19 protein-coding genes are annotated in these 21,310 nt (G+C 71.4%); 9 read left to right on the top strand and 10 right to left on the bottom strand.

Going from position 1 to position 21,310, the window contains the following annotated elements; translation table 11 throughout:
• Positions 1 to 11: 11 nt before the first annotated feature.
• Positions 12 to 944, bottom strand: a complete 933-nt coding sequence (gene murQ / locus ACFY9N_RS04855; RefSeq protein ID WP_391477166.1) for an N-acetylmuramic acid 6-phosphate etherase — start codon at positions 942 to 944, stop codon at positions 12 to 14.
• Positions 934 to 1,836 carry an N-acetylglucosamine kinase gene (locus ACFY9N_RS04850; protein WP_391477165.1) on the bottom strand — a complete coding sequence of 301 codons (903 nt, stop codon included), beginning with the start codon at positions 1,834 to 1,836 and terminating at the stop codon, positions 934 to 936. Before ACFY9N_RS04850 ends, murQ begins: the two co-directional genes overlap by 11 nt.
• 64 nt (positions 1,837 to 1,900) lie before the next feature.
• On the opposite strand from ACFY9N_RS04850, the gene ACFY9N_RS04845 reads away from it, so the two are divergent.
• Complete coding sequence (locus ACFY9N_RS04845) at positions 1,901 to 2,761, top strand: MurR/RpiR family transcriptional regulator (RefSeq protein ID WP_391477164.1); 861 nt, start codon at positions 1,901 to 1,903, stop codon at positions 2,759 to 2,761.
• A gap of 24 nt (positions 2,762 to 2,785) precedes the next feature.
• On the opposite strand, the gene ACFY9N_RS04840 is transcribed toward ACFY9N_RS04845, so the two are convergent.
• The gene (locus ACFY9N_RS04840) at positions 2,786 to 3,904 is read right to left on the bottom strand and encodes a DUF998 domain-containing protein (RefSeq protein WP_391477162.1); all 1,119 of its coding nucleotides are present in this window, start codon (positions 3,902 to 3,904) and stop codon (positions 2,786 to 2,788) included.
• An 85-nt stretch (positions 3,905 to 3,989) separates the two neighbouring features.
• On the opposite strand from ACFY9N_RS04840, the gene ACFY9N_RS04835 reads away from it, so the two are divergent.
• Entirely contained in the window at positions 3,990 to 4,640 is a 651-nt protein-coding gene (locus tag ACFY9N_RS04835) for an HAD-IA family hydrolase (protein ID WP_391477161.1), read from the top strand.
• 48 nt (positions 4,641 to 4,688) lie between these two features.
• On the opposite strand, the gene ACFY9N_RS04830 is transcribed toward ACFY9N_RS04835, so the two are convergent.
• Positions 4,689 to 5,297: a TetR/AcrR family transcriptional regulator gene (locus ACFY9N_RS04830; protein ID WP_391477159.1), complete on the bottom strand. Its 609-nt coding sequence runs from the start codon at positions 5,295 to 5,297 to the stop codon at positions 4,689 to 4,691.
• A gap of 43 nt (positions 5,298 to 5,340) precedes the next feature.
• Positions 5,341 to 5,775 (bottom strand): Lrp/AsnC family transcriptional regulator, encoded by a 435-nt coding sequence (locus ACFY9N_RS04825; protein WP_391477158.1) that lies wholly within the window; start codon positions 5,773 to 5,775, stop codon positions 5,341 to 5,343.
• 150 nt (positions 5,776 to 5,925) lie between these two features.
• On the opposite strand from ACFY9N_RS04825, the gene ACFY9N_RS04820 reads away from it, so the two are divergent.
• From ACFY9N_RS04820 to paaZ, 7 genes are read left to right on the top strand one after another with little or no spacing between them, the layout of a single operon-like run.
• A complete protein-coding gene (locus tag ACFY9N_RS04820; RefSeq protein WP_391477156.1) occupies positions 5,926 to 7,053 on the top strand; it encodes a thiamine pyrophosphate-dependent enzyme in 1,128 nt (375 codons plus the stop codon).
• Entirely contained in the window at positions 7,050 to 8,114 is a 1,065-nt protein-coding gene (locus ACFY9N_RS04815) for an alpha-ketoacid dehydrogenase subunit beta (RefSeq protein ID WP_391477155.1), read from the top strand. The genes ACFY9N_RS04820 and ACFY9N_RS04815 overlap by 4 nt, the downstream gene beginning before the upstream one ends.
• Positions 8,111 to 9,436, top strand: coding sequence for a dihydrolipoamide acetyltransferase family protein (locus ACFY9N_RS04810; RefSeq protein ID WP_391477154.1), 1,326 nt, complete (start codon positions 8,111 to 8,113; stop codon positions 9,434 to 9,436). The genes ACFY9N_RS04815 and ACFY9N_RS04810 overlap by 4 nt, the downstream gene beginning before the upstream one ends.
• 10 nt (positions 9,437 to 9,446) lie before the next feature.
• Positions 9,447 to 10,634, top strand: coding sequence for a thiolase family protein (locus tag ACFY9N_RS04805; protein ID WP_391477153.1), 1,188 nt, complete (start codon positions 9,447 to 9,449; stop codon positions 10,632 to 10,634).
• The gene (locus ACFY9N_RS04800; protein ID WP_391477152.1) at positions 10,631 to 11,371 is read left to right on the top strand and encodes an enoyl-CoA hydratase/isomerase family protein; all 741 of its coding nucleotides are present in this window, start codon (positions 10,631 to 10,633) and stop codon (positions 11,369 to 11,371) included. Before ACFY9N_RS04805 ends, ACFY9N_RS04800 begins: the two co-directional genes overlap by 4 nt.
• A 38-nt stretch (positions 11,372 to 11,409) precedes the next feature.
• A complete protein-coding gene (locus ACFY9N_RS04795) occupies positions 11,410 to 12,240 on the top strand; it encodes a 3-hydroxyacyl-CoA dehydrogenase family protein (protein WP_391478452.1) in 831 nt (276 codons plus the stop codon).
• Positions 12,237 to 14,333 carry a phenylacetic acid degradation bifunctional protein PaaZ gene (paaZ, locus tag ACFY9N_RS04790; protein WP_391477150.1) on the top strand — a complete coding sequence of 699 codons (2,097 nt, stop codon included), beginning with the start codon at positions 12,237 to 12,239 and terminating at the stop codon, positions 14,331 to 14,333. The genes ACFY9N_RS04795 and paaZ overlap by 4 nt, the downstream gene beginning before the upstream one ends.
• A gap of 15 nt (positions 14,334 to 14,348) precedes the next feature.
• Here paaZ and ACFY9N_RS04785 read toward each other — a convergent pair whose 3' ends face one another.
• The 5 genes from ACFY9N_RS04785 to dhaK form a co-directional block, all read right to left on the bottom strand.
• Positions 14,349 to 15,665 carry a sensor domain-containing protein gene (locus ACFY9N_RS04785; protein WP_391477149.1) on the bottom strand — a complete coding sequence of 439 codons (1,317 nt, stop codon included), beginning with the start codon at positions 15,663 to 15,665 and terminating at the stop codon, positions 14,349 to 14,351.
• Positions 15,662 to 16,558: a hypothetical protein gene (locus ACFY9N_RS04780; protein ID WP_391477148.1), complete on the bottom strand. Its 897-nt coding sequence runs from the start codon at positions 16,556 to 16,558 to the stop codon at positions 15,662 to 15,664. The genes ACFY9N_RS04785 and ACFY9N_RS04780 overlap by 4 nt, the downstream gene beginning before the upstream one ends.
• 549 nt (positions 16,559 to 17,107) lie before the next feature.
• Entirely contained in the window at positions 17,108 to 19,621 is a 2,514-nt protein-coding gene (ptsP, locus tag ACFY9N_RS04775) for a phosphoenolpyruvate--protein phosphotransferase (protein ID WP_391477146.1), read from the bottom strand.
• Positions 19,621 to 20,265 (bottom strand): dihydroxyacetone kinase subunit DhaL, encoded by a 645-nt coding sequence (gene dhaL / locus ACFY9N_RS04770; protein WP_391477145.1) that lies wholly within the window; start codon positions 20,263 to 20,265, stop codon positions 19,621 to 19,623. Before dhaL ends, ptsP begins: the two co-directional genes overlap by 1 nt.
• On the bottom strand, positions 20,265 to 21,257 hold the full coding sequence (dhaK, locus tag ACFY9N_RS04765; RefSeq protein WP_391477144.1) for a dihydroxyacetone kinase subunit DhaK: 993 nt from the start codon (positions 21,255 to 21,257) through the stop codon (positions 20,265 to 20,267). Before dhaK ends, dhaL begins: the two co-directional genes overlap by 1 nt.
• Between the last annotated feature and the right edge of the window lie 53 nt (positions 21,258 to 21,310).

Here is a 21,310-nt window from a genome sequence, read left to right as displayed (position 1 = left end):
GTCGGGCGAGTTCAGCTCAGTGCCGAGATCGCCTCGCGCAGCAGTCCGTCGGCCGCTTCGAGGGCGGAGGCCGCATCCGCGGGCGTCGCCCCGGTGGCGAGGATGAGAACCGCGAGCTTCACCGAACCGTCGGCGGCGGTGAGCGCACGAGCGGCTTCATCCGTGTCGACGCCGGCGAGCTGCGACACGGTGCGGATCGACCGCGCGTGCAGCTTCTCGTTCGTGGCGAGCAGATCGACCATCACGCCGCGGTAGGTCTTGCCGAGCTTGATCATCGAGAGCGTCGTGAGCATGTTCACGACGAGCTTCTGGGCGGTGCCCGACTTGAGGCGCGTCGACCCGGAGATGAACTCGGGCCCGGTCACGACCTCGATCGCGATGTCGGCGGCGGCACCGATCGCCGAAGCCCGGTTCGACGCGATCGCGACCGTGAGCGCTCCGACACCGCGGGCGTAGTCGAGTCCACCGATCACGTACGGCGTGCGACCCGAGGCCGAGATGCCGACGACCGTGTCGGCGGCGGTCAGCTGCAGCTCGGCGAGCGAGGCGGCCGCCGCGTCGGCGTCGTCCTCGGCGTTCTCGACGGCGGAGCGGATCGCCGTCTCGCCCCCGGCGATGATGCCGACCACGAGCGACGGGTCCGTGCCGAACGTGGGCGGGCACTCGCTCGCATCGAGCACGCCGATGCGGCCGGCGGTGCCCGCACCGATGTAGATGAGTCGCCCGCCGCGACGGAACCGCTCGGTGATGCCGTCGATGGCGGCGGCGATGTGCGTCTGCTCCGCGGCGACCGCTCCCGCGACCCGCGCATCCTCGGCGTTCATGCGTTCGACGAGCTGCGCGCTCGTGAGCAGATCGAGGTCGCCGCGCTCGGTGGTCGCGGCCTCGGTGTCGAGCTTCGACAGCTCCTCGATGAGAGCGGTGAGTCGGGTGTCATTCGGCACGGTGCACGAACCTTTCGTGAGGGAGATCGAAGCGGGTGGCGAGCAGCAGGGCGCCGTCGATCGCGTCGCCGACGGGCGGCCGCACGCGGCGGCCGGCGTCGGCGAGCGCGGCGGTCAGCTGCGCACGGAACCACGGGTGGTCGGTGAGTCCGCCGTGCAGCACGACGTCGGGCGTCGCGGACGCCGCGACCGCGGAGGCGGTGAGCAGTCGGGTCGCCTCGGCGGCGATAGCCCCGGCGGCCTGGTCGCCGGCCTCGGCAGCGTTCAGAGCGAGGGGGGCGAGGGTCGCGAGACGGCGGGCGAGCGGCCCGTCGTGCGCGAGCCAGGAGATGATGTCGGATGCCGCGCCCACGGGCTCCGCGATCGCCCCGGTGAGCGATGTCGCGGGGCCGAGTCCATCGACGGCGCGCAGCACGGCGCGGAGCACCTCGCGGCCGAGCCAGGAACCGCTGCCGAGGTCGCCGACGTCGGGCCCCCAGCCGTCGACGAGACGGGCGCCGTCGGCATCCGTCCCGAGGGCGGCGGCACCGGTGCCCGCGATGAGCAGCACGCCGTGGCGGCCGCCCAACGCACCGGCGTGGGCGGTCACGACGTCGGAACTCACGGCGACCGGCGCCAGCACGCGGGCCGCGAGAAGGCCCGCGAGGCGCTGCGCGGCCGCGGGTGCGGCCCACGCGCCCGCGGCTCCGATCGAGAGAGCCGAGATCGCACCCTCCGGCGCCTCGGCGAGCACGGTCTCGACGGCCGCGAGCGCGGTCTCGACGCCCTGTGCGGCGGCGAGGCCCGGTGCACCTGTACCCTCATGTGCAGGCCGGCGCGTCGGATCGGCCACGACCAGCCGGCAGCGCGACTTCCCGAGGTCGACGGCGAGCACACGGGTCGTTGAGGTCATAAAAATAGTCTACGCGTATCAGTGACACCGTGAAAGAATTATTCACAGCGAAAAAAGGACCCGCATGAGCATCCAGACGACGATCGCGGCATCGGTCGACACCCTGCCGCCCTCCCTCGCCCGGATCGCCCGCGCCGTCGCCGACAATCCCACGCAGGTGATCGAGAGCACGATCACCGAGCTCGCCGCATCGTGCGACACCTCCGTCGCCTCGGTCGTGCGCTTCTGCCGCGTGATCGGCGTGAGCGGATACGCCGCCCTGCGCCGCGCACTGGCCGCCGAGCTCGGGCGCGAATCGGTCAACTTCGGCGCGAACAGCGGGTTCGGCGCCGAGATCGCCGCCGATGACAGCCTGCGCGACGCCGCCGGCAAGCTCGCCGCCCTCGAACGCCTCGCGATCGAGGAGACCGTCGAACGCCTCGACTACGACGCACTCGGATCAGCCGCTGAGGCCATCGAGGGCTCGGCGCGCATCCTGCTGTTCGGAATCGGGGCGAGCCGCCTCGCGGCCGCCGATCTCGGCCACAAGCTGCTGCGCATCGGTCACAACGCGATCGCCCTCGACGACGCGCACGAGGCGAGCGCCGCCGCCGCCCTGCGCACCGCGCCGACCGTGGCCATCGGCTTCTCGAACTCGGGCACCACCCCCGAAGCCGTGCTCTTCCTGCAGGCCGCGCGCGAGACGGGCGCCACCACCGTGGGCATCACCGGCGCGGGCACCTCTCCCCTCGCTCGCGCCTCCGACCACGTCCTCCTCACGCACGCACGTGAATCCCGTTTCCGCGCCGGCGCGATGGTCAGCCGCATCGCCCAGCTCGCCCTCGTCGACTGCCTCTTCATCGGGGCGGCGCAGCTGCGTCGCGACGTCGCGGTCGAATCCCTCGAGCGCAGCGCCGCCGCGACCCGGGCCCTGCGCGGCGATTGAGCACTGCGCGGCGACTGAGCGCGCTCAGGCCTCGACGACGTCGACGGAGGCTGCCCGCGGCGCCTCCTCGTGGATCGATCCCGCCGTGCGCAGGAAGACGATGATCCAGCTGAAGATGAGTACGGCGGCGATGAGCTCGACCGCCGTGAGGTTGTAGTACCCGGTCGCGAAGAAGACCGCGAGCAGCACGATCACCAGCACGTACGCCCATCCCAGCAGCACGAAGACGCGTGGGATGCTGCGCAGGAACTTCGGCAACCCGATGACGATCACGGCGAAGGCCACCGCCATCCCGGTCGCGACGGTGTTGTGCACCGCGAAGAACTCGTCGACGGGGAAGACCCCCACGCACGCCAGGAACACGCCGATGAGGATGAGTCCTGTGCGCACCACCCGGCGCCCGCGGCGATCGATCGGATCGGTCGCGGGAAGACCCGCCGTCGCGTAGCGCGAGATCGTCGTGACCATGACACCCGCGATGATCAGGGTGAAGTTGAAGGCGAACGACGCGTTGTTGGTGCTCATGCCGAGGGCCGAGAGGTTGTCGCGCCACCAGTGCGGGTCGCTCGAGGCGAGCATGCTCGCGAAGGCGCCGATCACGAGGAACACCGCGAGCACGAGCGACAGGGTCATCGGCGTGAGGGCGACGGAGCTGAGGAACGACACGTAGGCGGTCAGTGCGAACGCGACACCGATGAGCACGCCGCCGGGGAAGGCGAACACCGGCGCATCCGTGAAGCTCTGCTCGAGCAGCTTCGCGATGCCGAGCCACCCGAGGTAGGCGATCGCGGCGTGGGCGAAGGCGATCGCCAGCAGGTCGTACCAGCGCAGATGGTCACCCGGCACACTGAACCCGTCGCGCACGGCATCCGGGAGAGCCTGCTCCGGGCGCGCGACGAGGCGTCCGAACGCGAAAGACAGTGCCGCGGTGGCCGCTCCCCCGTAGGCCGCGAAGTTGCCGATCGACCCCGGACCGCTGATCGCGACCTCGTGACCGAAGAACACCGGGAACGCGATGAGGAACCCGAGCACGAAGAAGAGCGCCCCGACGATCAGTGCGGCGGCCTCGAGAACGGCGTCCTCGCGCGCCGGACCCCGCACCTGTCGAAGCACCTGACGGACCCGCTCTGCGATCGTGCGCATGCGGCACCTCCCGCCGCCATCCTAGGGTCGCCGTGCTCGCCGGTGGGGAACGGATGCCGCGGCATCTCGCCGCTAGCCTGGAGGGGTGACCGAGACCCTGCACGCCCGCGCCGTCCTCCTCGACATGGACGGGACCCTGGTCGACTCGACCGCCGTCGTCGAACGCCTCTGGCTGGAGTGGGCGCAGCCCCACGGCCTCGACCCCGCCACGGTGCTGCGGGTCATCCACGGCCGCCAGGGGCACCAGAGCATGTCGATCCTGCTGCCCGAGCGCGATCACGCGATCAACCTGCACGAGAACACGGTGATGCTCGCGAACGAGAGCGCCGACGTCGACGGCGTGATCGAGATCACCGGCGCCGCCGCGCTGCTGCAGGCGCTGCTCCCCCACCCGCACGCGATCGTGACCTCGGCGAACGTCGAACTGATGACCGCGCGCATGGGAGCGGCCGGGCTGCCGCTGCCCGCGCTCACGATCACGGCCGAGAGCGTGTCGGCGTCGAAGCCCGACCCCGAGGGGTTCCTCCGCGCGGCCGCGGAGCTCGGGATCGACCCCGTCGACTGCATCGTGTTCGAGGACTCGGGTGCGGGCATCCAGGCGGCGCACGCCGCCGGTATGCGCGTGATCGGCGTCGGTCCGCATGCCCGTGCGCACGAACCCGAGGTGCAGGTGGACGACCTCACCCGGGTCACCGTAACGGCGACCGAGGACGGCTTCACGCTGACGATCGGCTGACGCCCGCGGCGGACCCGTCGGTCCGGCAGACGAGGCGGATGCCGCGGCTCAGCGAGTGCGGAGTCCGTCGAGCGCCACGGCGAGCACGTCTCGGGCGAGCGCCTCGGCGCCCTCCGGACCGCTCGGGCGGTACCACTCGACGAGCGAGTTGACCATGCCGAAGAGCAGACGCGTCGCGACCGAGGCATCGATGTCGGCGCGCACGGCGCCCTCGTCCTGAGCGGCACGAACGATCCCGGTCACGGCCTGATCGAAGGCGCGCCGTCGCTCGAGCGCGCGCCGTTCGACCTCGCTGTTGCCCCGCACGCGCAGCAGCAGCGTGACCGAGGGCAGGTGCCCCACGAGCACGCCGACCGCGCCCTCGAGCACCGTGGCCAGACGCTCGCCCGGGCGCACGGCATCCGTGGCCGCCAGCACGCCCTCGAGACCGTCGAGCGCCTCGTCGAGGGCCGTCTCGAGGATCTCCTCCTTCGAGGAGAAGTGGTGGTAGAGCGCAGCTTTCGACAGCCCGAGCCTCGCGGCGAGCGCCGCCACCGAGGTGCCGTCGTAGCCGGAGTCGTTGAACACCGCGACGGCGGCGGCGAGCAGACCCGGACGGTCGTATCCCGGGCGACCACGGCGGGCGGGATCGGCTGCGGCAGGGACGTCTGCGCTCATCGCCCCAGTCTGGCACGCGGGCGTCTCCCGCCCGGACGCCCGCTCAGCGCTCGAAGTCCTCGAAGATCAGGGTCGTGCGGGTCGTGCGAATCGACGGGATCGCCTGGATGTCCTCCAGCACGATGCGGCGCAGGTGGCGCGCGTCGTTCGCCCGAACGAGCAGGATCACGTCGAAGTCGCCGCCGACCAGGGCCATGTGCTCGATCTCGGGGATCTCCCGCAGACGATCCTGCACGAGCTGCCAGCTGGCCTGCTCGATCGCGAGGGTCACGTAGGCGCTCGCGTGGTGGCCGAGCTTCGCCGGGTCGGTGCGCACCGTGTACCCCGTGATCACCCCGGCATCGGTGAGCCTGCGGATGCGGGCGTGCGCCCCCGCCCGCGAGATGTGCACGGCATCCGCCAACGCGGTCATCGACGCCCGCGCGTCGCGGCGCAGTTCGTCGAGGATGGCGCGGTCGATCTCATCCAACGCGGTCATGGCACTCCTTCGTCCCGGTTCGAATTGTGACACTTCGGCACGGGGCAGGGCAACGGCCGCGCAATCGTTCAGGATTCTGCCGCGACTCTTGGACGACTGTGCTCGGGGGCGCATGCTGTCGTCATCAGGTTCGGCGAGGAAGGCGACCAGATGAACGACGACATGCTCCCCCGCGACGAAGCGGTGCAGCTCATCGCCCCCGACGGCACGCTCATCGAGGACGCCCACTACGCGCTCCCCGACCGCGACGCTCTGCTCGACGCCTACCGCGGACTCGTCGAGGGGCGCCGATTCAACGACCAGGCGAGCGCGCTGGTGCGCCAGGGGCGCCTCGCCGTCTACCCCTCGTCTCACGGGCAGGAGGCGTGCCAGGTCGCGGCCGCACGGGTGATCGACGGCGCGACGGACTGGTTGTTCCCGACCTACCGCGACGCCGTCGCCATCATCGGGCGCGGCGTGCCGCCGGCCGAGGCCATGGTGCTGCTCGCGGGCGACTGGCATTCGGGATACGACGTGCGCGCGCACCGCGTCGCCACGCAGTCCACGCCCCTCGCGACCCAGTTGCTGCACGCGGTCGGCTTCGCGTATGCCGCGAAGCGTCGGGGCGACGACACGGTCGTGCTCGCCCTGTGCGGCGACGGCGCCACCAGCGAGGGCGACTTCCACGAGGCGATGAACTTCGCGGCGGTCTTCCACGTGCCGGTGGTGTTCTTCGTACAGAACAACGGGTTCGCGATCTCGGTGCCTCTCTCCCGCCAGACGGCGGCCCCCTCGCTCGCGCACAAGGCGGTCGGGTACGGGATGCCGGGGCAGCGCGTCGACGGCAACGACGTCGCCGCGGTGCTCTCGGTGCTCGGCGCGGCCGTCGACCGTGCACGGACGGGCGGCGGACCCTCGCTCGTCGAAGCGCACACCTATCGGATGCAGGCGCACACGAATGCCGACGACGACACGCGCTACCGCGAGCGCGCCGAGGTGCAGGCCTGGGCGGAGCGGGACCCGCTGCTTCGGCTGCGCGCGCATCTCCGCACGGTCGGTGCGCTCGACGACGACCGGGAAGCCCGATACGCCGCGGATGCGGAGACCCTCGCGGACGAGCTGCGCACCGCACTGAACACCGACCGCGACCTCGACCCCGAGGACCTCTTCCGCTTCGTGACCGCGACCCGCTCCCCGCAGCTCGAGGAGCAGTGGGCGATGCTGCGGGGAGAGATCGAGCGCACGGCGGAGGCACCGTCCCCCGCGGGGTCCGCCTCGCACGAAGGAGCTTCCCGATGACGATCGCACACGACGACACGCATCTCGACGGTGCCCCCCTCGACGGCATCCGCCCCGATGACGGAAAGGCCGGCAGCGCGCCCGTGACGCTCACGATGGCGGCCGCGCTGAATCTCGCCCTCGCCGACGCCCTCACCGCCGACCCCGAGGTCGTCGTGTTCGGGGAGGACGTGGGGGCGCTCGGCGGTGTCTTCCGCGTCACCGACGGGCTCACCGCGCGCTTCGGGGAGGACCGCTGCTTCGACACCCCGCTGGCCGAATCCGGGATCGTCGGCACGGCGGTGGGTATGGCGATGAACGGCATGCGCCCGGTGATCGAGATGCAGTTCGACGCCTTCGCCCTGCCGGCGTTCGAGCAGATCGTGAGTCACGTCGCGAAGTACGGCAATCGCACGCGCGGACAGGTGCGGATGCCGCTGGTCATCCGCATCCCGTTCGGCGGAGGCATCGGCGGGGTCGAACACCACTGCGACTCGTCGGAGGCGTATTACGCCCACACTCCGGGACTGACGGTCGTCTGCCCGTCGACCCCGCAGGACGCATACTCCCTGCTGCGGGCGGCGATCGCGTCGTCCGATCCGGTCGTCTTCCTCGAGCCCAAGAAGCTGTACTGGACCCGCGGCGAGGTCGACACCACGCACCGCGTCGAGTTCGGCAGCGCCCGGGCCGCGCGTGCGGGCCGCGACGTGACGATGCTCGCTTATGGAACAGCCGTGCCGCTCGCGCTGGAGGCCGCCGAGGCCGCCGCAGCCGAGGGACGCAGTGTCGAGGTGATCGATGTGCGCTCGCTCTCGCCCTTCGACGACGCCACGGTCATCGCCGCCGTGCGCGCCACCGGTCGCGCGATCGTGATCGCCGAGGCACCGGGCTACGCCAGCGTCGCCTCCGAGATCCAGGCGAGGGTGTCCGAGCGCTGCTTCGCGTACCTCGAGGCACCGGTGCGCAAGGTGACGGGCTTCGATGTGCCCTACGCACCGCCGAAGCTCGAGCACTGGTACTTGCCCGACGTCGACCGCGTTCTCGACGCGATCGACACGCTGCAGTGGGAGGACGAATCGTGAGCGCCCTCACCGCGCACGTCTTCCGCCTGCCCGACCTCGGCGAGGGACTGACCGAGGCCGGTCTCGTGCAGTGGCTCGTGGCGGTCGGCGATACGATCGCCGTCGATCAGGCGGTCGCCGAGGTCGAGACGGCCAAGAGCGTCGTGGAGCTTCCCTCCCCCTTCGCCGGCGTGGTGACCGCCCTGCACGGCGACGCCGGCGACACGATCGACGTCGGCGCTCCGGTGCTGGAGGTGTCGGATGCCGCGGACGAGAGCGCTGCGCACGAAGACTACCGAACCGAGGAGCGGGCAGGCTCCGGCAACGTGCTCATCGGCTACGGCACCCGCGAGCGTGCGGCGAGCGGACGCCGCCGACCCTCGGCCACGGCATCGGCCGCGACCGCGTCACCGCCCGCACCCGCCGCCCGGACCGTCGCCGTGCGCTCGCCGATCGTCCGTCGACTGGCCCGCGACCTCGGACTCGACGTGCACGCGATCCCCGCGACCGGAGCCGACGGTGCCGTCACCCGCGCCGACGTTCTGCGCGCCGCGGTCGATCACGCGGTCGACAGAACCGCCGAGGATGTGAGCCCACCGGCATCCGCGGAATCGTCCTCCCCGTCGAGCACCGCCGAGGTCGACGGCCTGCGGGTGCGCGCGCGTGACCGCCTGTCTCCGGTGCGCCGGGCCGTCAGCGCGCGTCTCAGCCGCAGTCGCGCCGAGATTCCCGAGGCGACGGTCTGGGTCGATGTCGATGCCACCCGCCTCTGGGATCTGCGCCGGGAGATCGCCTCGACCGGTGAGCGGGCGCCGTCGTTGACCGCCCTGTTCGCCCGCTTCGCGCTGCTCGCGCTGGAGGACCATCCCGTGCTCGCCTCGCGCCTCGACGAGAGCGGCGAGGAGATCATCGCGTTCGAGGGCGTGAATCTCGGGATCGCCACCGATACCGAGCGCGGACTGCTCGTGCCCGTCGTGCCCCGCGCCCACGAACTGAGCGTCGCGCAGCTCGACGCCGCTCTCCGTGAGCTCGCCGACACCGCCCGCGCGGGGGCGATGCCGCCCGAGCGGATGCGCGGCTCGACGTTCACGCTGAACAACTACGGCGGGCTCGGCGTCGACGGGTCGGCGGCGATCATCAATCACCCGGACGTAGCGATCCTCGGCATCGGACGCGTGCTCGAGCGCCCCTGGGTGGTCGACGGCGAGATCGTCGCCCGCCGTATCGCCCAGCTGTCCCTGGTGTTCGACCACCGGGTCTGCGACGGCGGGTACGCCGCGAGCTTCCTCCGGCGGGTGGCCGCGCTGGTCGAACAGCCGCTGCGCGCCTACGGACGGGTGTGAGGGGGCCGAGATGACCGAGGCGTTCCTCATCGGCGGGGTCCGCACCCCGATCGGGCGGTACGGCGGTGCCCTTTCCGGCATCCGACCCGACGACCTCGCCGCCCTCGTCGTGCGCAGCGCCGTCGATCGCGCGGGAGTTCCGGATGCCGCGATCGACGAGGTGATCCTGGGCGCGGCGAACCAGGCCGGCGAGGACAACCGCAACGTCGCCCGCATGGCCGCGCTCCTGGCCGAGTTGCCCGAGGAGGTTCCGGGCATCACCGTGAACCGACTCTGCGCCTCGGGGATGTCGGCCATCGCGCTGGCCGCCCAGGCGATCCGCGCGGGAGATGCCGAGGTGATGGTCGCGGGCGGGGTCGAGTCGATGACCCGAGCCCCGTGGGTGCAGGCCAAGCCCGATCGGGCGTGGGGAAAGCCGGGGCCGGCGTTCGACACCTCGATCGGCTGGCGTTTCACCAACGCGCTCCTGGCGGCGCGGGAGGGAACGACACTCTCGATGCCGGAGACGGCGGAGGAGGTCGCCCGGCGCGAGGGGATCACGCGGGAGGATGCCGACGCCTTCGCTCTACGCAGCCACCGGCTCGCGACCGCCGCGATCGACGCGGGCCGCTTCGCCGACGAGATCGTCGCCGTGCCCGCGCGTTCGGGCGAGGTGGCGGTCGACGAAGGTCCCCGTCGCGACACCGACATCGGTGCGCTCACGGCTCTGCGCCCCGTGGTGGCGGGTGGCCGGGTCGTCACCGCCGGCAACTCCAGTTCCCTGAACGACGGGGCGTCCGCGGTCGTCGTCGCCTCGGGTGAGGCCGTGCGCCGCTACGGACTCACCCCGCGCGCCCGCATCGTCACGGCGACCTCCGCCGCGCTCGCCCCCGAGATCATGGGTCTCGGCCCGGTACCGGCGACGGAGAAGGCGCTGCATCGCGTCGGCCTCACGATGGACGCGATCGGGGCGGTCGAGCTGAACGAGGCGTTCGCCACGCAGTCCCTCGCCTCGATCCGCCGACTCGGGATCGACCCGGAGCGTGTGAACCGCGACGGTGGGGCGATCGCGCTCGGGCACCCGCTCGGCTCCAGCGGATGCCGCATCGTCGTCACACTGCTCGGTCGCATGGAACGCGAGGGCGCGGGACTCGGACTCGCGACGATGTGCGTGGGCGTCGGACAGGGCACCGCGATGGTCCTGGAGCGCGTGGCATGACCGCCCCGCTGCTGATCGAACGGCGCGACGACCGCGTGCTCGCCACGTTGAACCGCCCCGAGCGCCGCAACGCGATCGACCTCGCCACGATCGATGCCCTGCATGCGCTCTGCGCCGAGCTGGAGGCCGACCCGCGCACGCTGATCCTCACGGGCGCCGGCGGCGACTTCGCCGCCGGCGCCGACATCGCCCAGCTCCGCGAGCGCCGCGCCGACGATGCGCGGCGAGGCATCAACGCCACGGCATTCACCCGGGTGGCCGAACTGCCGATGCCCGTCATCGCCGCACTCGACGGCTACGCGCTGGGCGGCGGCGCTGAACTCGCCTACGCCGCCGACATCCGGATCGCCACCGCGTCGCTGCGGATCGGCAACCCCGAGACCGGGCTCGGGATCATCGCCGCCGCCGGGGCGACCTGGCGCCTTCCGGACATCGTCGGGCGCGCCCGCGCCGCCGACCTCCTCCTCACCGGTCGCGCACTCGGAGCGGAGGATGCCCTCGCCTGGGGTCTCGTCTCGGCGATCCACCCCTCCGAGCAGCTCCTTCCCGCCGCCCACGCGATCGTGGATCGCATCGCCGCGAACGACCCGCTCGCCACGCGACACACCAAGAGCGCGCTTCGTGCCGACCACGCGAAGCATCCGCACCTCGACGGAGAATTCCAGGCCGAACTGTTCGCGAGTCCCGAGAAGGAGCGCCGCATGACCGCCTTCCTCGATCGCAGGGGTCGATCGTGAGCGCCCAGGCCATCGTCGGCGTGATCGGCGGAGGGCGCATGGGGGCGGGCATCGCGCACGCCTTCCTGCTCGCGGGATCGCGCGTCATCGTGGTCGAGCGCGATACGGCGAGTGCGGACGCCGCGGCGCAGCGCATCGAGGAGAGCCTTCGCCGTTCCGCCCACCGCGATCCCGCGCTCGATGTCGGAGAGTGCTCCGCGCGGCTCGGAGTCACGACCGACGTCGGTGCATGTGCGGATGCGGCGCTTGTCGTCGAAGCCGTGCCCGAGGACCGCGTGCTCAAGGAGGATGCGCTCGCTCGGGTCGACGAGGTCCTCCCGACCGCCGCCGTTCTCGCCACGAACACGTCGTCGATCTCGATCGACGACCTCGCGCTCGCCCGCCGGCGGCCCGAGCGCTTCCTCGGACTCCACTTCTTCAACCCCGTGCCGTCATCGGCGCTCGTCGAGATCGTGCGCGGCGCTGCGACTGACCCGGCCGTGGTCGACGCGGCGCGCGAGTGGGTCGCTCTGCTCGGCAAGGCCCCGATCGTGGTCGCCGATTCCCCCGGCTTCGCGTCGTCACGCCTGGGCGTCGCGCTCGGCCTCGAAGCCATCCGGATGCTCGAGGAGGGCGTCGCGTCGGCATCCGACATCGACGCCGCGATGACCCTCGGGTATCGACATCCGGTGGGTCCGCTGCGCACGACCGACCTCGTGGGGCTCGACGTGCGCCTCGGCATCGCCCAGGAGCTCGCTCGGGAACTGGGCGAACGCTTCGACCCGCCCGCTCTGCTGCGCCAGATGGTCGCCGAGGGGCGGATGGGCCGCAAGAGCGGCGCGGGCTTCTACGACTGGACCGACCCCGATTCCCCGAAGGAGACGCGATGACCGAGTACCTGCCCAGCTACGTTCAGGACGCCTGGTGGACTCCCGTTGCCGGATCACCGGCGACGGAGGTGCGGGATGCGTCGACCGGCGACCTCGTCGCGCGGGTGTCGACCACGGGCCTCGACCTCGCGGCCGTCCTCGTGCACGCCCGCACCGTGGGCCAGGCGAGCCTCGCCGCCCTCACCTTCCATCAGCGAGCGGTCCTGCTCAAGCAGTTCGCGCTGGCGCTGACCGCCCGCAAGGAAGAGCTGTACGCGCTCTCGGCGCGCACGGGGGCGACGACCGCCGATTCGTGGGTCGACATCGACGGCGGCATCGGCGTGCTGTTCTCGTATTCGGGCAAGGGACGTCGCGAGCTGCCGAACAGTACCGTGCGCATCGACGGCCCGGTCGAGCCGCTGTCGAAGGACGGATCTTTCCTCGGTCGGCACGTGCACACGACGCTCCCGGGGGTCGCGGTGCAGATCAACGCGTTCAACTTCCCCGTGTGGGGTGCTCTCGAGAAGTTCGCCCCCGCCTTCCTCGCCGGCATGCCGACGGTCATCAAGCCCGCGACTCCCACCGGGTACCTCGCCGAGGCGATGGTCCGCATCCTGATCGAGTCCGATCTGGTGCCCGAGGGAACGCTGCAGCTCGTGAGCGGGAGCGTTCCCGATCTCTTCGACCATCTGCGCCTCGGTGACCTCGTGGGATTCACGGGCAGCGCGTCGACGGCCGAGTCGTTGCGCCGGCATCCGGCGGTGCAGACCGGCGGTGTGCGCTTCACCGCCGAGACCGACTCGATCAACGCCTCGGTGCTGGGCACGGATGCCACCACCGGCACGCCCGAATTCGACGCGTACGTGCGTCAGCTCGTCACCGAGATGACGACGAAGGCCGGCCAGAAGTGCACCGCGATCCGACGGGCCATCGTGCCGGCGGGATCGGCGGATGCCGTGATCGCGGCGGTGCGCTCGCGACTCGCGGAACGGACGGTGCTCGGCGATCCCCGCGCCGACGGCGTGACGATGGGCCCGCTCGCCTCGCTCGCCCAGCGCGACGAGGTGCTGCGGCAGGTCGCCGCGCTGCAGGATGCGGGTGGGCGGCTGGTGATCGGCTCGACCGGGACGCCGGATGTGCGGCACGTCGATGGCACGACAGGGCCCTCGACCGCGGGAGCGTTCGTCGCGCCGATGCTGATGCGATTCGATGACGCGCAGACGGATGCCGTGCACGGGATCGAGGCGTTCGGACCGGTCGCCTCGCTGCTCACCTACGCGACGACCACGGAGGCGGCGGATCTCGTCGCCCGCGGCGGAGGTTCGCTCGTGACCAGCATCGCCACGCACGACGCTGCGCAGGCGGTCGGACTCGCGACCCGTGTCGCGCCGTTCAACGGACGACTGCTGGTGCTCGACCGCGATGATGCGCGCTCGTCGACCGGCCACGGCTCTCCGCTGCCGAACCTGGTGCACGGCGGTCCGGGTCGGGCCGGTGGCGGGGAGGAACTGGGCGGCATCCGGGCGGTGCTGCACCACATGCAGCGCACCGCGGTGCAGGGTTCACCCGAGATGCTCACGGCGCTCACCGGCGTCTGGCACGCGGGCGCAGCGGTGCGCAGCGACGGACGGCATCCGTTCCGTCGCTCACTCGCCGAACTGCGGATCGGCGACCGGGTCGCCTCGCACGCGCGCACCGTCACCCTCGACGACATCGAGACGTTCGCCCGTTTCACCGGCGACACGTTCTACGCGCACATGGACGAGACCGCGGCGGCCGCGAATCCGTTCTTCCCCGGTCGGGTCGCGCACGGGTACCTGCTCGTGTCGTGGGCGGCGGGGCTCTTCGTCGATCCCGACCCCGGTCCGGTGCTCGCGAACTACGGCCTCGAGGACCTGCGCTTCATGACACCGGTGTCGCCCGGTGACGAGATCCGCGTCGAGCTGACCGCGAAGCAGATCACCCCGCGGGAGACCGACGACTACGGCGAGGTGCGCTGGGACGCGGTGATCCGCAACCAGCGCGACGAGACCGTCGCAACCTATGACGTGCTCACGCTCGTCAGCAAGCAGCCTCAGGGTGAGGCGGTGCCCGCCGAAGCCGTGTACCCCTGAGCAGGTCGCTACCCGCTATTCCAGATGCGCACCGATGTACAGCTCGCGGCGTAGCGTGCCGTCTTCCGCGGTGATCCCGATGATGGTGGCGCCGGACGTCGCGATGTCACGGTCGGTGTGGAAGAGGAGCACCTCGCCTTCCCTCGTCGACACCTCGTAGAAGTGAAGCGCGGCGGAGATCACGCGGACGGACGTGCCCTCGGGGAAGGCCGTCATCGCCTTCTCGATCGGATCGCCGATCCCGACGCCGTCGGCGCGCGGCAGCCCGGTGCCGTCGACCGGCGGCTCGCCGTACAGTGCGACCTTTCCGACCAGGATCGTCGCGACGGCGGTGCCCTTCTCCTGCGCGGTTATCTGAATTCTGGCGGAGCCGTCAGCGCTGGTGAGCATGCGGTCGTTCGGAGACCATTCCTCGGCTGAGACGCCGGCACCGGGCACAGTCGCCACCACCGCATCGATGTCCTCCCCCAGACGGAGCGGTCCCACGCCGCCGAAGTCGATCGGCCAGTCCGCCCACGCAGCGGAGGCATCGACGGCCGGCGGCTCAGCCGGGGAGGTCGGCGGGTTCGCCGTCAGATCGCCGACGAGCAGGTCACGCGCTTGCCGCAGGCGATCGTGTAGCGCTCGGGCAGCGGCTTCCGGGTCGAGCGCCGACTCACCGGTGAACGAGTGGGTGAACTCGACGAGCACGTTGCCCACCGATGCGATTCCGTAGTAGTTCTTCCAGCCTTCTGCGGAGTCGCCGATGACGACCGAGCCCGCGACCGAACGCACCCCGTCCTCGTCGATCGATGCATTCGCGAACGAGGATGCCTCTTGGTTGAACGTGAACTCGCTGCACCGCTCCGCTGCGTCGACATAGTCATCCATCCGACGCTCCGCCTGCGCGGGTGTCGGGAACTGCAGCACGCTCAAGCGACCCTCGTGATCGTTCTCCGCCTGCCAGGTCAGGGTGCGCGCGCCGACGGAGCCCAGTGACGCCTCCATCAGGAGCACCGAGCAGATCTCGGGTGTGATCTCGGCCCCCCAGCCGTCGGAGATCTGGACCAGAGACGCCGAAGGCTCGGCGAACTCCGCGGATGTCGGAACGATACCGGCGACCTCGTCGGCGGAGAGCAGCAACCAGTCCAACTGGTCGCCGACGAAGACCAGCGGCCCGTCGTAGGCCGCGGGCTCGGGTGTCTCGGGCGCGGCGGTCGCGGTCGCACTCGGTTCCGGCGTCGGATCGGGTTCGGGCGCGCACGCGGAGAGCCCGAGCAGAGATCCGACTGCGATCAAACCGACCACGCGGTACGAGAATCGTCGCAGCGTCGGCATCGCCCTGCCGCTCATCCGAACACCGCCGGCGCACTCAATTTCGCGTCCTCGACGCCGATTCCTGTCACGACCGCCGCCGGATCAGTGGGATCCCGGTCGGTGCGGAAGCTCACGGCTCCGCCATCCCGTGTTGCGAAGTCGTAGAAGAACTCACCGGAGGCGATGACCGTCACGAAAGTGCCTTCCGGGAAAGCCGTGACCGCCGCGCTCACGGGATCCCCCACCCGAATTCCGCCAGCGGCGGGGAGAGAGGATCCGTCATGCACGGGCTCGCCGTAGACGTTCGACACTCCGACCGTCACGCTCCCGACGCGTTCGCCGCTCTCATCGGTCCATATCCCCACCGATGCGGATCCGTCTGCAGCGGTCAGCCACCACGGACTCCCCGACCATTCCGGTTCGACCGCCCGAGCACCCGGTACAGCGGCCAGAGCAGTATCGAGATCACTGCCGAGAACGATCGGACCGACGGCCGCAGTGCTCATCTCCCACGCGCTCCACGGCGCTGACGGGTCGCCCGCTGTCGGTGTCTCCGACGAGGCCGGCGGATTCGCCGTCAGCTGGCTGACGAGAGCATCGCGTGCGGAGCCGCTGTGCTCTCGCAGCATCTCCGCCACCGCCGCAGCGTCGATCGTCGATCCGTCGATCCCCGTCTGGAACAGCTCGACGATCACGTTGCCCATCGACGCGTAACCCTTGTGATACTTCCACTCGCCGTCGACGTATCCCACGGTCAACGTCCCGGCGATCGCCTGCGCGTCGCCGCCGTCACCGACGATCTCGGCATCGAAGCCGGACTCCCGCTCCAGCACGTAGGAGGGACACTGCTCCGTCGCGGCGCGAAGCTGGTCCATCCGGGCTGCGACGTGCGCCTCGTCGGCGAACTGGAGGACGTGCAGCCGTCCCACGGCGTTGTCGCTTCCCTCGATAGTCCAGGTGAGGGTCCGCGCCCCGATAGATCCCAAGGACATTTCCGCGGAGAGCACGCTGCAGATCGAAGGGACCGGCGCTGGGCCGCCCCCATCGGAGATCTGTTCCAATGCGCTCGACGGTTCGGACATGTCCGCGATGCCTGGAAGCAGCGCGCGGATCTCGTCCTCCGATGGCAGGAACCAGTCGAGCTCGTCGCCGACGAAGTGGAGCGGTCCGTCATAGGCCGCGGGCTCCGGAGTCTCGGGAACCGCCGTCCGGGTCGGCTCCGGCGTCGGATCGGGTTCGGGCGCGCACGCGGAGAGCCCGAGCAGTGCCCCGGCCGCGACCAGACCGAGAACAAGATTCGTGTACGACCGCGCTCGCGGCATAGGCCCCTCCGATGATCCGCTGCACCGCCAGTCGGCGCCTCCCCTATGGCGAGCGTAGCGGTCGCTCTGGACGCCCTGCCCGCATCCGCCATCACTCGAGATCAGAACGATACGAATCGCATGCCCGTGGGGGCATATGCACCGACACGCACGGTGTCAGAGCCGCCTCTCGTCCACCAGGGCGGCGCCTGCTCGCTCCCGTGCCGCAGCGGCCGTCGGCGCCGCGAGCACGGCCTCGGCCGCACGTCGACAGGCGTCCTGATCGACGGAGGCGAGTGCCGCGCCGACGCGTCCGAGCGCGCGCGGTGCCATCGAGAGCGACGTGACACCGAGCCCCGCCAGCACCGGCGCCAGCGAGGGGTCCGACCCGGCCTCCCCGCACACCCCCACCGGCTTTCCCGCCGCGAGACCTGCCGCGCCCACGGCACCGATGAGCCGCAGCACCGCGGGCTGCCACGGATCGTTGAGGTCGCCCAGCTCACCGAGCAACCGATCGGCGGCGAGCGTGTACTGGGCGAGGTCGTTGGTGCCGAGGCTGACGAAATCGACGACCTCGAAGAGTTCGGCCGCGAGAAGGGCGGCCGACGGTGTCTCGATCATGATGCCGACGCGGTCGATCCCTGCGGCACGCGCCCGCTCGGCGAATCCCGCTGCCTCGTCGACGGTCGCCACCATCGGCGCCATGACCTCGACGAGGGCGGACTCGGCCTCGGCGGCCCGCGCGAGCGCCTGGAGTTGATCATCGAGCAGGCGCGGATTGCGCCGGGCGATGCGCAGGCCCCGAACGCCGAGCGCCGGGTTCTCCTCGTCATCGGGGTTCGCGAACGGGAGCGGCTTGTCGCTGCCCGCGTCGAGCGTGCGCACGACGACCTTGTGGCCTGAGAACGCGGCGAGCACCCCGCGGTATGCGATCACCTGCTCCTCGACGGTGGGAGCATCCGTGCGTCCGAGGAAGCAGAACTCCGTGCGGAAGAGCCCCACACCCTCGGCGCGAGCCTCGGCGGCGGCGAGCGCATCCGCCGCGCCGCCGACGTTGGCGAGCAGAGCGAGCGGATGCCCATCGGCCAACCGACCGTTCCCGTCGAACTCGACGACGACCGCCGCAGCGTGCGCCGACGCCACCCGTTCGTCGTCGGGGCCGACGTCGACGGTCCCGCGTTCCCCGTCGACGAGCACCGTCTCCGCCTCTCGGATTCCGGTCGCACCGGCCACGCCGACGACCGCCGGGAGCCCGAGCGAGCGGGCGATGATCGCCGTGTGAGAGGTGGGCCCGCCCTGTTCGGTGACGAGCGCGACGCAGGCACCGCCGGTGAGAGCCGCCGTGTCGGCGGGTGAGAGATCGACGGCCACGAGCACGAAGGGTTCGGCCCGATCGGGGATCCCCGGCATGTCGAGTCCGAGGACCTCGGCGACGATGCGGTCGCGCACGTCGCGGACGTCGGCGACGCGCTCGGCCATCCGTCCCCCGAGCGCGGCGAGCGCGGTCTCGTGCGCACGAGCGGCCTCCCACACGGCGCGCGCGGCGGTGCGGCCCTGCGCGCGCACCAGGGCACCGGCATCGGCGACGAGCTCGGGATCGGACGCCATGAGACGGGCGGCGTCGAGGATCTCCCGCGCATCCCCCGTCGCCGCACCGGAGCGGAGTCGCAGGTGCTCCGCCACCGCAGCGGCGGCCGCCTCGATCGCCGAGACTTCCGCGGCCCGGTCGCTCTCGGCGACGACGACTCCGGCTTCCGGTTCCGGCAACGACGGCGCGAGATGCACGACGGGTGCCGAGACGACCCCGGGACTCACGCCGCGTCCCTGCAGCACATCGCCCGTGGTCGGCGACAGGGATGTCTGCGGCGCATCCGTGGCACCCTCCGGGGACCCGTTCGGGACCTCGGCAGCACTCGACGCGTCGGCAGAGTCGTCGGTGCCCTCACCGAAGCCGTCGTCGAAGAGCGCCGCGATCCGCGCGACGGTGGCGTCGGTATCCGCACCTGCGGCCGAGATCTCGATCTCGGTGCCCTGCCGTGCGCCCAGCACGAGCAGTCGCGCGAGACTGGCCGCAGAGGCTTCCGGGCCGTCGGGAAGCCGCCGCAGGCGCACGTCGACGCCGGCGGATGCCTCGGCGATCAGCGCCGCGGGTCGCGCATGGAGTCCCTGCGGGTTTCGCACGCGCACGCGGCGGGTCACCCGGTCGCCGTCGGATTCGACGTCGCCCGGTGCCGGCGATGCCGCGAGGGGTTCCGGCGCGGGAGCGGGGTCCTCCCCACCGAGCTGCCCCGTCTTCGCTCCGAGCGCCGCGGATGCCTCCGCCGCGACCGCGTCGAGATCTCCCCCGGCCGCTGCGGAGACGACGGCGGCGAGCAGTCCCTCGACGAACGGCGCCGGAGCGAGACGCACCGGAACGTCGCTCATGCGCAGTTCGAGCGCGAGCTCGGCGCTGAGCACGGCCGACCCGAGGTCCATGAGCACGAGGACGCCCTCGCAGTCTGACGCGAGCTCATCGATCGCGGCGGCGACGGCGACAGCGTCCGTCCCCAGGATCGGCGTGCCGTCGGCATCCGTCCCGGCACCGGCGGCGACGCGCACCTGCGTCCCGGACCCGCGCACCATCTGCAGGGCGAGTTCGAGCGCCGCCTCCCCGAGTCGTGCACTGTGGGAGACGGCGACGATGCCGATCATCAGTTCGCCGCGATCGCCGCGGCGAGCGTCTCGAACAGCAGGGTGGTCGATGCGGCTCCCGGGTCGAGGTGCCCCGCGCTGCGTTCGCCCAGGTAGCTCGCCCTCCCCTTGCGGGCGACGAGCGGCAGCGTCGCATCACGGCCCGTGGCGGCGGCGACCGCCGCGGCCCGCGTCGCCTCGGCGAGATCCGCGCCTCCGGCGATGGCGGCGTCGAGCGCGTCGACCGCCGGCGACATGGCGTCGAACATCGTCTTGTCCCCCGGCTCGGGTTTGCCCCGCGCGACGATGCCCTCGAGAGCGGCGCGCAACGCCGCGGCGAGGCCGGCGGCATCGAGCTCCTGAACCGCGCCGGTCGTCATCCCCATGCGCAGGAAGAATGTGCCGTACAGCGGACCACTCGCTCCGCCGACCGAGCTGACGAGAGTCATCCCGACGGTCTTCAGGAGGTCGTCCGCGGCGGCCGGGGCGCTCGCGTCGAGCTTCTCGGTGACCGCGCTCATCCCCCGCGTCATGTTGGCCCCGTGGTCGGCGTCGCCGATCGCGGAGTCGAGTTCGGTGAGCCAGTCGCGCTTCTCGGCGACGGCGGCGCCGAAGCGGGTGATCCAGTCCTGCAGGGTGGCGATCGAGACGGTGTCCGCGGCCATCAGGCGCCCCACCGCAGACCGGGGGTCACGACCGGACTGTCCCACAACCGCAGCAGTTCATCGTCGGCCTTCAACACCGTCACCGAGCATCCGGCCATGTCGAGCGAGGTGATGTAGTTGCCGACGAGGTTGCGCACGACCTGCACACCCGCCGCCTCGAGCAGAGCGGCGACCTCGGCGTACATCAGGTAGAGCTCGATCTGCGGCGTCGCGCCCATGCCGTTGAGCATGACGATCGCGGGGCCCGCGAAGTCGAGGTCGGCGAGGATCGGCTCGACGAGCTGACGGGCGATGTCGGATGCCGGGGCCAGGGGCTCGCGGTGGCGGCCCGGTTCGCCGTGGATGCCGATGCCGATCTCCATCTGGTCGTCGGGCAGGTCGAAAGTGGGCTTGCCCGCGGCGGGCACGGTGCAGCTCGTGAGCGCCATGCCCATGGAACGGCCCTGCGCGTTGACGCGCTGCGCGAGGGCGACCACCGACGCGAGGTCCTGCCCCTCTTCGGCGGCGGCACCGACGATCTTCTCGAGCAGCACGGTGAGGCCGACGCCGCGGCGGCCGGCCGTGTAGAGCGAGTCCTGCACGGCGACGTCATCGTCGACCACGACCGTGCCGACCTCGATGCCCTCCATCGAGGCGAGCTCGGCCGCCATCTCGAAGTTGAGCACGTCGCCGGTGTAGTTCTTGACGATGTGCAGCACGCCGGCCCCCTGGTCGACGGCCTTCGTCGCAGCCTGCACGCGATCGGGGGTCGGCGAGGTGAAGACCTCGCCCGCGACAGCGGCGTCGAGCATCCCGACGCCCACGTACCCGCCGTGCAGCGGCTCATGCCCCGACCCTCCGCCCGAGACGATCGCGACCTTGCCCTGCGCCTTCGGTTCGGCCCGCGTGATGACGTGCGTCTCGAGGTCGACCGACAGCTCAGGATGCGCGAGCGCGACTCCCTTGAGCGATTCGACGAGCACGTCCTCCGGGGCGTTGATGAGCTTCTTCATCGTCCGATCTCCTTCGATCTCTTCCGTCGGGTATCGACGCGGCCACCGAGCGC

It is taken from the genome of Microbacterium sp. NPDC008134 (genome assembly GCF_042957055.1).
Lineage (GTDB): Bacteria > Actinomycetota > Actinomycetes > Actinomycetales > Microbacteriaceae > Microbacterium.
This window is presented reverse-complemented; position numbering and strand designations above follow the sequence as displayed.

Excerpts from the sequence above, each read along its gene's own strand:
- ACFY9N_RS04850 (WP_391477165.1), bottom strand. The coding sequence starts at position 1,836 with ATGACCTCAACGACCCGTGTGCTCGCCGTCGACCTCGGGAAGTCGCGC.
- ACFY9N_RS04845 (WP_391477164.1), top strand. The coding sequence starts at position 1,901 with ATGAGCATCCAGACGACGATCGCGGCATCGGTCGACACCCTGCCGCCC.
- ACFY9N_RS04840 (WP_391477162.1), bottom strand. The coding sequence starts at position 3,904 with ATGCGCACGATCGCAGAGCGGGTCCGTCAGGTGCTTCGACAGGTGCGG.
- ACFY9N_RS04830 (WP_391477159.1), bottom strand. The coding sequence starts at position 5,297 with ATGAGCGCAGACGTCCCTGCCGCAGCCGATCCCGCCCGCCGTGGTCGC.
- ACFY9N_RS04825 (WP_391477158.1), bottom strand. The coding sequence starts at position 5,775 with ATGACCGCGTTGGATGAGATCGACCGCGCCATCCTCGACGAACTGCGC.
- ACFY9N_RS04820 (WP_391477156.1), top strand. The coding sequence starts at position 5,926 with ATGAACGACGACATGCTCCCCCGCGACGAAGCGGTGCAGCTCATCGCC.
- ACFY9N_RS04815 (WP_391477155.1), top strand. The coding sequence starts at position 7,050 with ATGACGATCGCACACGACGACACGCATCTCGACGGTGCCCCCCTCGAC.
- ACFY9N_RS04805 (WP_391477153.1), top strand. The coding sequence starts at position 9,447 with ATGACCGAGGCGTTCCTCATCGGCGGGGTCCGCACCCCGATCGGGCGG.
- ACFY9N_RS04800 (WP_391477152.1), top strand. The coding sequence starts at position 10,631 with ATGACCGCCCCGCTGCTGATCGAACGGCGCGACGACCGCGTGCTCGCC.
- ACFY9N_RS04795 (WP_391478452.1), top strand. The coding sequence starts at position 11,410 with ATGGGGGCGGGCATCGCGCACGCCTTCCTGCTCGCGGGATCGCGCGTC.
- paaZ (WP_391477150.1), top strand. The coding sequence starts at position 12,237 with ATGACCGAGTACCTGCCCAGCTACGTTCAGGACGCCTGGTGGACTCCC.
- ACFY9N_RS04785 (WP_391477149.1), bottom strand. The coding sequence starts at position 15,665 with ATGAGCGGCAGGGCGATGCCGACGCTGCGACGATTCTCGTACCGCGTG.
- ptsP (WP_391477146.1), bottom strand. The coding sequence starts at position 19,621 with ATGATCGGCATCGTCGCCGTCTCCCACAGTGCACGACTCGGGGAGGCG.
- dhaL (WP_391477145.1), bottom strand. The coding sequence starts at position 20,265 with ATGGCCGCGGACACCGTCTCGATCGCCACCCTGCAGGACTGGATCACC.
- dhaK (WP_391477144.1), bottom strand. The coding sequence starts at position 21,257 with ATGAAGAAGCTCATCAACGCCCCGGAGGACGTGCTCGTCGAATCGCTC.